This window comes from Parabacteroides sp. Marseille-P3160 (assembly GCF_900162725.1).
In the GTDB taxonomy this organism is placed as follows: Bacteria; Bacteroidota; Bacteroidia; order Bacteroidales; family Tannerellaceae; genus Marseille-P3160.
Genome location: NZ_LT799418.1, coordinates 4,500,130 through 4,514,218, shown reverse-complemented (window position 1 = coordinate 4,514,218; position 14,089 = coordinate 4,500,130). Strand labels below are relative to the sequence as shown.

The window sequence follows — 14,089 nt, the reverse complement described above, 5'->3', positions numbered from 1 at the left end:
CTGAAACAACTATCCTCTTTCCGCAGGAAGGCATTGGGACTTCCGGATCAACCGCAGGATGCCGGAAGTTATGATCTGGTGGTCGTCGGTGGGGGAGTAGCTGGTATCAGCGCGGCGGTATCGGCTGCCCGCCTGGGGTGTAAAGTGGCTTTGATCCATGATCGCCCGGTACTAGGGGGAAACAACAGTTCGGAGATCCGTGTCCATCTGGGCGGACGGATCGAAGCGGGCCCTTATAAGGAACTGGGCAATCTCCAGAAAGAATTCGGACCGGAAAAGGGAGGAAACGCCCAGCCCGGCGATTATTACGAGGATGCAAAGAAATGGGAGGTTGTAACGAATGAGAAAAACATCAGCCTGTTTTCCAACTTCCGTGCCTTTGGAGTGATGATGGATGGAGGCGCGATTCAGTCCGTACAGGCAAAACATATCGAGACGGGCGAAGAGTTGAGCTTCTCGGCCCCGGTATTTTCGGACTGTACGGGCGATGGGACGATCGGTTATTTGGCNAAAACGGTGAATGACGCTACGACATCTATTACTTTCCCGGAAAAAGGAACCTATTATGTATTCGTTCGTACGTATAACTGGACTTCCCCCTGGCATAAGGGGGAAGGTCCGGGGCGGTTTACGCTTTTGGTCGGTAATAAACGATTGGCGACCGATCTGGGAACGCAGGGTACGGAATGGATGTGGCAGTCCGCCGGAAAGGTTTCAGTGAAGGAGGGTGAACAGAAACTGACCCTTCGTGATTTGACGGGCTTTGACGGCCGATGTGACGCGATTTACTTTACCACGGATGAAAAAGATGTGCCGCCTTCCGACCTGAAACAACTATCCTCTTTCCGCAGGAAGGCATTGGGGCTTCCGGATCAACCGCAGGATGCCGGAAGTTATGATCTGGTGGTCGTCGGTGGGGGAGTAGCTGGTATCAGCGCGGCGGTATCGGCTGCCCGCCTGGGGTGTAAAGTGGCTTTGATCCATGATCGCCCGGTACTAGGGGGAAACAACAGTTCGGAGATCCGTGTCCATCTGGGCGGACGGATCGAAGCGGGCCCTTATAAGGAACTGGGCAATCTCCAGAAAGAATTCGGACCGGAAAAGGGAGGAAACGCCCAGCCCGGCGATTATTACGAGGATGCAAAGAAATGGGAGGTTGTAACGAATGAGAAAAACATCAGCCTGTTTTCCAACTTCCGTGCCTTTGGAGTGATGATGGATGGAGGCGCGATTCAGTCCGTACAGGCAAAACATATCGAGACGGGCGAAGAGTTGAGCTTCTCGGCCCCGGTATTTTCGGACTGTACGGGCGATGGGACGATCGGTTATTTGGCCGGTGCGGACTATGCGATGGGACGCGAAAGCAAGGAGGAGTTCGGTGAAGAGACAGCCCCTGAAGTAGCAGATAAAATGACGATGGGCTCCTCGGTGCAATGGTACTCGGTAGATAAGAAGGAACCGGCCGGTTTTCCTTCCTTTAGCTATGGCCTGACCTTCAATGATCAGAACTATGAGAAGGTGACGATGGGAGAATGGACTTGGGAGACAGGAATGAACTTTGACCAGATCAAGGACTTTGAACGTATCCGTGACTATGGTCTACTGGTCGTTTATTCAAACTGGAGCTATCTGAAGAATAACCTGAAAGAGAATAATATGTACAAGAACCTGGAATTGGAATGGGTGGCGTATGTCGCCGGGAAACGTGAATCCCGCCGTTTGTTGGGAGATTATATCCTGAAGGAAGACGATCTCCGCAAGAATGTGGTTCATGAAGACGGAACGGCTTCCACGACCTGGACGATCGACCTTCATTACCCGGATCCTAAGAATACGGCCAATTTCCCCGAAAAAGAGTTTAAATCCATAGCCAAGCATACTCCGATTTATCCTTATCCGATCCCGTATCGTTGCCTTTATTCCCGGAACATTGACAATCTGTTTATGGCCGGTCGTAACATAAGTGTGACGCATGTTGCCCTGGGTACGGTGCGCGTCATGCGAACAACGGGCATGATGGGGGAAGTAGTCGGCATGGCTGCTTCGCTCTGCAAGAAATATNCCCTGAAGTAGCAGATAAAATGACGATGGGCTCCTCGGTGCAATGGTACTCGGTAGATAAGAAGGAACCGGCCGGTTTTCCTTCCTTTAGCTATGGCCTGACCTTCAATGATCAGAACTGTGAGAAGGTGACGATGGGAGAATGGACTTGGGAGACAGGAATGAACTTTGACCAGATCAAGGACTTTGAACGTATCCGTGACTATGGTCTACTGGTCGTTTATTCAAACTGGAGCTATCTGAAGAATAACCTGAAAGAGAATAATATGTACAAGAACCTGGAATTGGAATGGGTGGCGTATGTCGCCGGAAAACGTGAATCCCGCCGTTTGTTGGGAGATTATATTCTGAAGGAAGACGATCTCCGCAAGAATGTGGTTCATGAAGACGGAACGGCTTCCACGACCTGGACGATCGACCTTCATTACCCGGATCCTAAGAATACGGCCAATTTCCCCGAAAAAGAGTTTAAATCCATAGCCAAGCATACTCCGATTTATCCTTATCCGATCCCGTATCGTTGCCTTTATTCCCGGAACATTGACAATCTGTTTATGGCCGGTCGTAACATAAGTGTGACGCATGTTGCCCTGGGTACGGTGCGCGTCATGCGAACGACGGGCATGATGGGGGAAGTAGTCGGCATGGCTGCTTCGCTCTGCAAGAAATACGATGCGACTCCCCGGGATATCTACCGTTACCATCTGAAGGAATTGAAATTATTGATGAAGGAAGGTGTCGGCAAAAAGGGATTGTCCAATAACCAGCAATACAATGAGGGCGGAACATTGAAGGAAAAACCGATAATGAAATAATAAGATAGGTAGAATAGTGGAAGAGTTGCATTCCGATTATGTACATCTGGTTAATCAAGCGCAGGATTTCTGTCATTATTTATTTCTTTAGAAGAGGCATGTAATTTGGGTACACCGTTGCAGGAAATGATCCAGTATTAACACTTATTATAGAGTAGGCGTACTATCACTACATAGAATGCTTAAATAAGAGGATGTTCGAGTAAAGTTCAATTGATTTCTAACATCGGCTCTCTTTTTGGGTTATTCTATAAAAGAAAGATTGTGATGCCTACAATAAAGAAAACATATCTTTTCCTATATATGTCCTTCGCTTCTTGCGGCGTAAATATAAAATATGCTGATTAACAATAGTGTAAGCGTTTGAAGTATGTTATTAATCCTAGTAAACTTACAAGGATAAATATACTAGCGAAGCTTAAATGAAAAGTCCAACTTTAAAAAGTCATTTTTCTGAATCTAGTCCCTTATCAGAAGTGGCTATAAGGGAACTTAAGGCTATCAAATTTAACTTTTTAGTGGATTCAATAAGAGAACTAATATTAGCAAAAGGAAGGAATAATACTTTAGAATATATAGGAATTACTTTCTATCATACTATGTTTGGAAAGTTATAGATAAATTATGTTTAAAAGGACCTCTTCTCGAAAAGAAGGGGGTGCATGTCAATATTGCTTACAAAACAGGCGTAAAAATAGAAAAAAATTTAATTGCAAATAAATATTTACATCTTTTTTTTAAAAGAAAGCTTTCTATTTCTTTTTTATCCCATGGTATAGAATAGGTTCTATAAAATGTTCTGCCATTTCTATATCCTACAATCTCTATTCTCCTGTAATACAGTAATCGAGAAAAGAATTTTTTAAAAAAACTTTTTTTGTTTAGNTACAGGCAAAACATATCGAGACGGGCGAAGAGTTGAGCTTCTCGGCCCCGGTATTTTCGGACTGTACGGGCGATGGGACGATCGGTTATTTGGCCGGTGCGGACTATGCGATGGGACGCGAAAGCAAGGAGGAGTTCGGTGAAGAGACAGCCCCTGAAGTAGCAGATAAAATGACGATGGGCTCCTCGGTGCAATGGTACTCGGTAGATAAGAAGGAACCGGCCGGTTTTCCTTCCTTTAGCTATGGCCTGACCTTCAATGATCAGAACTATGAGAAGGTGACGATGGGAGAATGGACTTGGGAGACAGGAATGAACTTTGACCAGATCAAGGACTTTGAACGTATCCGTGACTATGGTCTACTGGTCGTTTATTCAAACTGGAGCTATCTGAAGAATAACCTGAAAGAGAATAATATGTACAAGAACCTGGAATTGGAATGGGTGGCGTATGTCGCCGGGAAACGTGAATCCCGCCGTTTGTTGGGAGATTATATCCTGAAGGAAGACGATCTCCGCAAGAATGTGGTTCATGAAGACGGAACGGCTTCCACGACCTGGACGATCGACCTTCATTACCCGGATCCTAAGAATACGGCCAATTTCCCCGAAAAAGAGTTTAAATCCATAGCCAAGCATACTCCGATTTATCCTTATCCGATCCCGTATCGTTGCCTTTATTCCCGGAACATTGACAATCTGTTTATGGCCGGTCGTAACATAAGTGTGACGCATGTTGCCCTGGGTACGGTGCGCGTCATGCGAACAACGGGCATGATGGGGGAAGTAGTCGGCATGGCTGCTTCGCTCTGCAAGAAATATGATGCGACTCCCCGGGATATCTACCGTTACCATCTGAAGGAATTGAAATTATTGATGAAGGAAGGTGTCGGCAAAAAGGGATTGTCCAATAACCAGCAATACAATGAGGGCGGAACATTGAAGGAAAAACCGACGGTACAATAATTAGAATAATAATACCATTACTATGGCGACATGCAGGTACTCATAGTGATGGTATTGCATGACATAAGATATCCCTTTCTCCTGACTCTTAAATCAAAAAATAATATTATTTTTGAACCTTAAGACCATGAAATATTAATATGAATCAACAGAAAAACTTTGGAAACCACTCTCTCTATGCGGTGGTAATTTTGTTTTTATTATCATTTATCTCTTCTATCCCCGGATTTGCCGGTGATTCTTGCTATAGTTATCTGAGTCGTGATACAATGGTGATAGGGAATAACTTGATTGAACGTAAGTTCTATTGGAATAAGGGGAATCTTATTACCCACTCTCTGACCGACAAGGAGAATCATTACACCTGGTTCAATACGGCCAAGCATCCCGATTTCCTTATTTCGGGAGAGAATGTTCCCGTCTCGGATGCCGGCTGGTCGCTGGAACGGAAGCCGGAAACGGAAATCCGGCCGGCTTGCCTCGAAAGCCAGGTCGTCTATACGCTGGGCAAATTGCAGGTAAAGCGGGTCTACCGGATTTATGAAGGATGTCCGGCGATTGCATGCGACACCTATTTAAAAGGAGAGACGGACGATGTTTGGGTAGGAGGACGTGAGAACCAGGCGGATTTAAAGAATATAGAATCGACTAAAGATATGGGGCAAACGGCATTGATGCCGATTTTAGACCAATTGTCTTTTCCCGGCAGGCATTGGAATTTGGAAACGGTAGAGTTTTTCGATGTGACGGATCGTAATAATACATTGGTGAAGCCCTATACGGCTCTTTCTTACCGGAAAAATTATTTTCGGGGAAATCTTCTCTTCGCACGAAATGAAGAGAATGAAAAAGGACTCTTTTTCCTGAAAGAAGCGCCTTGTTCGAGTGTGCAGTTGTCTTATCCGGAAGCGGATTTCATCTCGGAATTCGGCCAGTTGATGGTGACGGGGCTGGGGATCGACGGGAAAGATTTGAGTGCAACGGAGTGGACTAAAACGTATAGTACGGTTCTGGGAGTCTATGCGGGAGGTGAATTGAACCGCCTGGCCGCTTTACGATTATATCAAAAACAGGTGCGTAAACTTTTACCGGAAAGGGATGAAATGGTTATGATGAATACCTGGGGAGATCGAAGTCAGGATAAGAAAGTCAATGAGGCTTTTTGCCTGAAGGAGCTTGAAACGGCGGCGAAGTTAGGCATTTCTCATTTTCAGATCGACGACGGTTGGCAATCGGGAAAGAGCGCCAATTCGGCCTTTCAGGGAGGTTCGTTCAAGAATATCTGGAGTAATCCCGATTATTGGAAACCTGATAAGGCAAAATATCCGGACGGACTGGGTCCTATTGTACAAAGAGGGAAGAAGCTGGGTATTGAGGTCTGCCTCTGGTTCAATCCCAGCTATCAGAACGACTATGAAGATTGGGAAAAAGATGCGGCGGCAATGATTGATCTTTATAAAAGATATGGCATCCGGACATTCAAGATCGACGGCCTGATCATTCCCAATAAACTCTCTGAGATCCGCGTGCGGAAGATTTTCGACAAGGTTTTGTCCGAAACAGGGAATCAGGTTGTTTTTAATCTGGACGCAACAGCCGGACGCCGGGGCGGATACTTCTTTTTTAATGAATACGGCAATATCTTCCTGGAAAATCGTTATACCGATTGGACTAATTACTATCCTTACTGGACTTTGCGTAACCTCTGGATGCTTTCCAAATATGTTCCCGCAGAAAAAATACAAGTGGAATTCCTGAATAAATGGCGCAATGGAAAGAATTACGGAAACGACCCGTTTGCTCCCGCCAATTATTCATTCGACTATCTTTTTGCCATTACGATGGCGGGGCAGCCTTTGGCTTGGATGGAAGGAACCGGATTACCGGCGGAAGCCTTTCCAACCGGAAAGCTGATCGAGCAATACCGGACGATTCAACATGATTTTCACGAAGGGATCATCCTTCCTATCGGGGAGGAGCCTTCCGGAAAGTCATGGACGGGCTTTCAATCCTTGAAAGGGAAGACGGGTTATTTATTGGTTTATCGGGAAAAACACCCCGATCAGACGGCCGAAGTCAAAACTTGGTTTGCCGAAGGCCAGACGGTGGATTGCACTCCGCTGTTCGGAAAAGGGGAACATTTTACCGCAACGGCAGGTAAAGAGGGTATGTTGAACATCCATATATCCAATGAAAATGATTTTGTGATTTATGCCTATTCAATCCGTTAATTTCTTAAAATAAGAGTTGATATATAGTATAATAGATAATAAGGGGGCTGACTAAAAAAGCACTGCGCCGCCTTGAAAATCCAGTGCACTCAATGAATTGATCCCGTATACTCATTTGTAAAATCCAGTGCACTGGATTTTACAAATGAGTATACGGGATTTTTTCCATACAAATCACTTCAGGTAGTTTTTATTTCAGCTCTATTACGCTTCTTTCCTTGGCAATGGAAGAATTGGTTGGGACTGTTGATTTACGTGTGGAATAATTGAATTCGGCAGACTTGTCTCCACTGAATGATTTCCATTTCAATTTCAACTTGACTGTCTGACCTTCCGTATCCGGCAAACTGCCTAAATTAAATGCGACTAACCCATCTCTTTCTACACCGTAAACATCGCCATAGGCATTGTGACGGAATTCCACTTCATAAGGTTTGGCCGGATCCGTACTTGCCAACAAGTTTACAAAATGAGCTTTCCTCTGATCTCCAAAGAGTGTTCTGAAGCGGAGAGTCAGATAACCGTCTTCTGCAATGGTAACCCAGTCATTAATGATCTCTACGGGATCTGTTCCGTATACGCTATCGTTATCCAATCCCAAATCGGGAACAATCGGTTTTGTAAGAATACTATCCATCCAATTGATTTGAACCGCCTTACTGTATCCCTGGCTCGGCTTGTCCACTTCGCTAAAGTTGACAAGAGCCCTTACTTCTTTATTCCCATAAGGAGAGGCGGCCATGTTTACAGGCAGCAGGGTCGTACTATCATCCAACTGCAAAAAGAAAGAATTGTCACCCAGCGGTTTTACCGTTACAAGCGCATTGGGATAAACAAGATCCCAGTTCGTATCATTATCATCATCCAGACAGGACTGGAAGGTCATGGAAGCAATCATAACCCCCGCCATCATTAAAAAGAATTTCAACGTTTTCATAATTTAAAATCTTATTTCATTGTTCATTAATCTATTCTATAAATAAGATGAACAAGAGATCGAAATCGTTGCAACGATATTTGGTAAAATGTGTTAAGAAGCCGTTATTATGGTTTCTTCCGGAAAGACCGGGTTGCCTGTGGATTTTCTTACCGTTAGCCATAACGCCCGGATCCTTTCGATCCGGGCGAACGCAGCGCTCATCCGCAATCAACAAAAAAGTCATGCATTCTTTTTCCTTTATATGATAGAATTATAAGTTTAGACCCAATTGCGCTTCTTGGATAATTAAAGTGTTTTCAGTTTTAGATTACGCCAAAGTACTTTGATGCCGCCACCGTCATGAATTTGTAAGGCGATGCGTCCCTGTGCAGCACCGATCTTTTCATCGTCGAGGCTGACCATTTGCTCGCCGTTTAGCCAAGTGGTGACATTATTTCCCTTGACTTTGATCCGAAGGGTATTCCAATCCCCTTCTTTCAGGATATTCTCTTTATCGTCAGGTATCTGAACCAGCCATCCACGGCCGTAGGACTCATAGATGCCTCCCGTGTCATTTCCTTTCGGGGCAACTTCTACCTGCCAGCCGTTTACTTTTACGCTATCTTCGATGAATGAACGGATGAAGACACCGGAGTTTCCGTCCGCTTCCTGTTTGAATTCAACACTCAAATCGAAATCATCATAATATTCCCTTGTCCCAAGATACCCATATTTTTTATCCGGACCGCTTTCGCAAACCAATAGGCCATCTTTTACATACCATAATTCCGTCCCATAAACATCCCAGCCTTTCAGGTCGACACCGTTGAATAATTCCACTTCTTTTCCTTTTCGGGGGAGTTCTTTGATTTTGATATTACGGAAAGAAGCCGGATAACCATGGTCTTGGAGGCAGATGACTCCCTTCTTAGCCAATCCGTATTCAGGTGCATTATTCCATTTGCCACTATTCTTACGGGCAAACCAATCATCGGTCCATGCTTCAAATTCCAAAATCTTTTCACCGTTCAACCAATGTTCTACATGTCCATTGTCAAATACGATCCGGGAATTATTCCATTCTCCGGCCGGATTTACTTTCATTTTGCTTGTGTCGGGCAGATACATTGCATAGTCGACGCCTAACCGTTGCCAAGGCTCCAACGCTTCAGGGAAGTTCGGTTCGTCAATCAGTTGATATTCGGGGCCTGTAACATATGGAACCTTGTATTGCGGACGCTCTACTACATGATAAAGCATACCGCTGTTACCACCCTTAGAAAGTTTCCAATCCCAGGATAATTCAAAGTTTTCATACTGTTTATCCGTAACAATGTATCCACTAGCATCACTACCGTCTCCTTTAGCTTGGATACAGCCGTCTACTACATGCCAGGGTTCTGTCAAGGTCGTTCCGTTGTAATCCCGCCAGCCATCCAGCGTTTTCCCATCGAAAAGTAATTGCCAACCATCCGCCAACTCTTCCGGAGTGAGTACATTTTGTTTTTCTGCACACGAAGACAGAAAAAAAAGAAATCCCGTCCCGACAACCAGTAAGGGAGTTGTGAGTTTTTTTAAATTCATCTTTCTCATTTTTATCGATTTAATGTTTTCAAGCAAAGATAAATATTTTATGTGAAACAGAAAGGATTCCGGTGGAAATGGAGAACCGGTAAATGAGGTATATAGCAAAGTCTGACTTACGGGAGGCCGTGGATTTTAATTATTTTGCCTACCTTTAGTTCCTCAAAGGCGGAAAGGCTTTATTGTGAATAAAGCGTAAAAGAACTTGTTTTTCTTTGAAGATATTACAATTTGTTTATTCTCTTTGTTCTATAGTAAAGATATGGGTTATAAAGTATTGATTGTTGAGGATGATGCTTCTTTCGGAGTTATGTTGCGGAATTGGTTTCGTAAAAACGGAGAGGAAGCAACCTTATGCGGTAAAGTGAGTGATGCGCAGAATGTCTTGGAAAAGAACTCTTTTGACTTGGTTTTGACCGATCTTCGCTTACCGGATGGGGATGGCATCGATTTGCTTACATGGATTCAAAAGCAAAAGAATCCTCCTCCGGTCGTCATTATGACCAGCTATGGGGAGGTGAAAACGGCTGTCTCGGCAATCAAGCTGGGGGCGGTGGATTATCTGGAGAAACCGATCCAGCCGACTATCCTGAAAGAAAAAATAGAACAGATATTCAGTCGTCCGACGGAAAAGTCACCGGTCGCCACAGCTGCTTCTCCGAAGGATAATCAGGAGGACGGAATGCCGGAAATGGTCTACGGAAAAAGCCCCGCCGCCAAAGTATTACTTGACTATGTTCAGTTGGTCGCCCCGACGAATCTCTCTGTCCTGATTACCGGAGAGAGTGGCACGGGGAAAGAATATGCCGCCCGGATGGTGCACGAAAGAAGCCGGCGAAAAGATAAACCGTTTCTTGCAGTCGATTGCGGTAGCTTATCTAAAGAACTGGCTCCGAGTGAACTGTTCGGCCACCTGAAAGGATCTTTTACCTCGGCTGTCTCCGATAAGAAAGGCGTTTTTGAATTAGCTAACGGAGGAACGGTCTTTTTGGATGAAGTGGGGAATCTTTCCTATGAAGTACAGGTGCAGTTGCTCCGTACGATTCAGGAGTGGAAGATTCGTCCGGTCGGAGCCGCTACCGATATTAAAGTCGATGTGCGGATGATTGTGGCGACGAATGAAAACCTTGAGACAGCCGTATCGGAAGGGCGTTTCCGTGAAGATTTGTTTCATCGCCTGAACGAATTTCCCATTAAACTGCCTCCGCTCCGGGAACGATCGGAAGATTTGCCTCTTTTCCTTGATTTCTTTTTAAAGAAGGCAAATGAAGAATTGGGACGTCAAATCGCCGGTTTTACTCCGGAAAGCTTTCTACTCTTGAGGCAGTATCGCTGGCCGGGTAATCTTCGTGAACTAAGGAATGTCGTCCGGCGGGCTGTCCTGATGACGCAAGCGGAGCAAATCACTCCGGCCGACCTTGCCTCTTTTCTATCGACTGCTTCCACGACGGAAGAGGTTCCGTTCCTTCACTTGGGGGAGAACGAAAGGCAGCAGATCGAAGAGGCCCTGAAAATTGCCAAGGGGAATAAGACTCATGCGGCCAAGCTTTTGAAAATCGATCGGAAAACCTTATATAATAAGCTCCACCAATATGGCATCGACCTCTAACGGGCGGAAAGTTGCAGCCGGATTTTTTCCCTCCATGCTTCCGCCAGGCGGACGGCTTCTGCCATATCTTCTTTCCATTGGGGATAAACGTCGGCTTTTTTTCCACGCAATGAATCCATTCTCTTTAAGAATACCGTCACATCGGATGCTCCTATTTGCATGAACATGGAGAGCATCTTGTGGCAGATCGTTTGGGCATTGGCGAAATCGTTTGCTGCCACCGCCTGTTGCAGATAAGCTATTTGCGTAGCGGAAGAAGAAATGAACAGTTCCAGGACGTCCCGCAAGGATTCCGCGTCATCGTCCAGCATCTCATCCAGCAAGCCGAAAGAATTCTCTTTCGGCACCTGCCCGCCGAACTGTTGGCTGAGGACTTGCATGGTGATCGGTTTGGGCAGGTAGGCGGCAAAGCCCTCTGCCCGGATGGCTTCCGGATCGATATTCGCCCGGGCTGTCATCACAAGCACCGGAATAGGGGAGGACGTATTCTGTACCGCCTTCAGGACGTCAATCCCGTTAAAACTTCCCATTTCCATATCGGTCAGCACATAGTCGTAGGCAAGTGGTCGGGAGATCTCTTTTCCGAACTCGGACAGGTTGGAGCAGGTAATGGGATGGTGCCCCAACTGGGTCAGCATATTTTTGATCATTGTAAGGAATGGATAGTCATCATCGACAACCAATATGTACTTGCCTGCTTCTTTCGTTATAGCCTCGCTCTTCTCTTCTTTTACCGGGATTCGGATTTCAATGCGTGTACCCCTTCCCTTATCCGAAACGAGATGAATCTCTCCTTTAAGCAAGTCAACCAATCCTTTGACGACAAACAGGCCGAAGCCGCTTCCTTCCGCCAGGCTATTATTGCTTTCGACGCGGGCAAAGGCTTCAAATATCCGCTCCTGTTCCTCTTTCGGAATTCCGGCTCCGGTGTCGATAATATGGAAATCAAGGCTGTTCTCTTTATAGGAAGCGTTGAACATTACCCCTCCTTCCGTTGTATATTTGAATGCATTCGACAAAATATTACTCAGTATTTGTTTGATCTTAAGCGAATCCGACGAAACCGCCAGCAACTCCTTCATGTCGAAATGATAGGTGAAGTGCAGCTGTTTCCGCCGGGCGATCGGTTCAAACATCCGGGCGATCTCCGCACAGATTTCTCTTGGGCTGAAGACGGTTTGCGTCAGCCGTAGGGTACCTTGTTCGATGCTGGAAAAGTCCAGCAGGTTATTCAACAGGGAAAGAATGTGTTGCCCGGAATATTGCATGGATCGTATTTCTTCCTGCGATAAGGAGCTGCCTTTTTCCTTTAGTTCCAGATAGCCCAGAATAGAATTGAGTGGAGTCTTGATGTCATGCGATACCGCCAGCAGCAATTGATGCCGGCTTTCCATAATCTGCTTGATCCGTTGGTTGGCCTCTTCCAGCGTTTTCCGTGCGCGGTATCCTTGATTGACATCATTGATGATCAGTAGGATGAAAATGAAGATTAATATAAGGGCGATGATTCCGCTAATGATGGAGTAGAGGTTGTTCTTACGTATCCATTCCTCGCTTTCGTGGATTTCTCTTAAGCGGGAGAAGACGGTCTGGCTATAAAAATCAATGACCAGATTCGTGATCTGGAAGGATATCTTTTGCTCGGAGGCCAGAAGCTCCCGTACATGTTTCTCTATGGCCCGGATTTGTTCCGTATAGTTGCTGCTTGCTTGGGCGGCGTATCCTTTGATCTCAGGGACAATCTCCAGGCTGTCGGTTGTCGGGATTTTTACCATTTCCGTTTTTACGGTCGTTACAGTCTGAACGGAATCCGGCTCCTTGGGAGAAATCAGCTCGGAAAACCGTTTCCAGAATCCTTTCTTTTGAGGCGTTTTCGTGACCGTATCCTGTTTCAAGGTGGTGATCGCGTACGATTGTGTCTTCTGGGGAGGAACATAAGTGCTTAGTACCTCACTGATGGTATCGATCGGATTTGCTTGCATGAATTGCTGGTTCAGCCTGGCGACTACCGTTCCTTTTGCCCGTAAGAGCGTGCGGATTGTATCTAATTTCTTGTATTGCACGGAGTCTGTAATAATAAGTTTCAGGGAGTAAATGAGGGAATCGACTTCCTCCAGATTCCGTTGGTAGCGCGTATAGTATCTGGTTACCCGTGTTGCTGCATACTGGTTGATTTCCGCTTGCGTCTGATTTACTTCCCTGATAAATCCTTCCGCTAATATAAGTTCGTTTGTATATTGCTCCAATTGTTCTCTTTGCTGGTCAATATTTTTTCTGAACTGGAAAACAAAAAAGGTTACTCCGCCACAGATTCCGGCGACTACGATATAAATAAGTGCCGCCTTTAATCGGATATTTTTTTCAATCGTATTACTCATATTGAAATAAATTTGTGTATAAAGATAAAGAATATCCCCAATATAAGCCTATTGTGGAAAATCAACAAGTCTGAGTAAGTGTTTAAATTTTCCGGAAGCCGGGCATTCCGCCGAACAAATGGGCCAATGCCTTTCCCCGTTTCCCCGTACTTGTTTTTTTATTACACCGTGGTGGGCCTGCAGACACACCAAGGTTGACCTGGTGGCCCATCATGGTGAGCCACCAGGCCCACCTTGGTAAAATAAAACATGGAGTACCTGAAAATACGGCACCGGATTGGCCGAATGATTCCGCTGGATATGTAAATTACCCATAATCAGTTTATTCCCATGTCTTTGATGCAGTCGAAGGCTGTTTTTCCGCCGTTCTTCCGCTTTTTCCCTTGCCTCTGGCGGAAGAAAAACAGCCATTCCCCCGTTCAGAAAGAGCGTTTAATTACGAATCATCCCCTTTCTATTCCATTCTATCCCATCCCTTTATCTTTTCCCTGTAAAAAAAGCTCAAAAAAACCGGTAAAAAGATTTGTACAAGCCAAAAAGAAGGTTTACTTTTGCACCCACGTTCGACAATAACCAGCCGGACGCAAGCAAAAGAGTTCATTGAAAGACTGATCATAAAACAAGATGTAGTACAAGGGTTT

The 14,089-nt window shown here is 45.4% G+C and carries 8 protein-coding genes and 1 pseudogene; 6 read left to right on the top strand and 3 right to left on the bottom strand.

Annotated elements, in window-relative coordinates; genetic code table 11:
* The 4 genes and pseudogenes from BQ8014_RS17970 to BQ8014_RS17955 all read left to right on the top strand — a co-directional run.
* The coding region (locus BQ8014_RS17970; RefSeq protein WP_080905560.1) for an FAD-dependent oxidoreductase at positions 1-2,073 on the top strand (2,073 nt) is incomplete at its 5' end.
* An 8-nt stretch (positions 2,074-2,081) separates the two neighbouring features.
* Positions 2,082-2,876, top strand: a complete 795-nt coding sequence (locus BQ8014_RS17965; protein ID WP_080905559.1) for an FAD-dependent oxidoreductase — start codon at positions 2,082-2,084, stop codon at positions 2,874-2,876.
* 894 nt (positions 2,877-3,770) lie between these two features.
* Positions 3,771-4,727 (top strand): annotated as a pseudogene (locus BQ8014_RS17960) (FAD-dependent oxidoreductase); the annotation flags it as partial.
* Between the two features lie 140 nt (positions 4,728-4,867).
* The gene (locus BQ8014_RS17955) at positions 4,868-6,958 is read left to right on the top strand and encodes an alpha-galactosidase (RefSeq protein ID WP_080905557.1); all 2,091 of its coding nucleotides are present in this window, start codon (positions 4,868-4,870) and stop codon (positions 6,956-6,958) included.
* A gap of 190 nt (positions 6,959-7,148) precedes the next feature.
* Here the strand turns inward: BQ8014_RS17955 and BQ8014_RS17950 are convergent, their stop codons facing one another.
* Positions 7,149-7,895 (bottom strand): NigD1/NigD2 family lipoprotein, encoded by a 747-nt coding sequence (locus BQ8014_RS17950; protein WP_080905556.1) that lies wholly within the window; start codon positions 7,893-7,895, stop codon positions 7,149-7,151.
* Between the two features lie 109 nt (positions 7,896-8,004).
* Here BQ8014_RS17950 and BQ8014_RS19460 point away from each other — a divergent pair, with 109 nt between their 5' ends.
* Positions 8,005-8,154 carry a hypothetical protein gene (locus BQ8014_RS19460; protein WP_160150123.1) on the top strand — a complete coding sequence of 50 codons (150 nt, stop codon included), beginning with the start codon at positions 8,005-8,007 and terminating at the stop codon, positions 8,152-8,154.
* A 29-nt stretch (positions 8,155-8,183) separates the two neighbouring features.
* Here the strand turns inward: BQ8014_RS19460 and BQ8014_RS17945 are convergent, their stop codons facing one another.
* Positions 8,184-9,461: a 3-keto-disaccharide hydrolase gene (locus BQ8014_RS17945; RefSeq protein ID WP_234998087.1), complete on the bottom strand. Its 1,278-nt coding sequence runs from the start codon at positions 9,459-9,461 to the stop codon at positions 8,184-8,186.
* Between the two features lie 262 nt (positions 9,462-9,723).
* On the opposite strand from BQ8014_RS17945, the gene BQ8014_RS17940 reads away from it, so the two are divergent.
* Entirely contained in the window at positions 9,724-11,070 is a 1,347-nt protein-coding gene (locus tag BQ8014_RS17940) for a sigma-54-dependent transcriptional regulator (protein ID WP_080905554.1), read from the top strand.
* Here the strand turns inward: BQ8014_RS17940 and BQ8014_RS17935 are convergent.
* Complete coding sequence (locus BQ8014_RS17935) at positions 11,067-13,448, bottom strand: ATP-binding response regulator (RefSeq protein WP_080905553.1); 2,382 nt, start codon at positions 13,446-13,448, stop codon at positions 11,067-11,069. The genes BQ8014_RS17940 and BQ8014_RS17935 overlap by 4 nt on opposite strands.
* Positions 13,449-14,089: the final 641 nt, after the last annotated feature.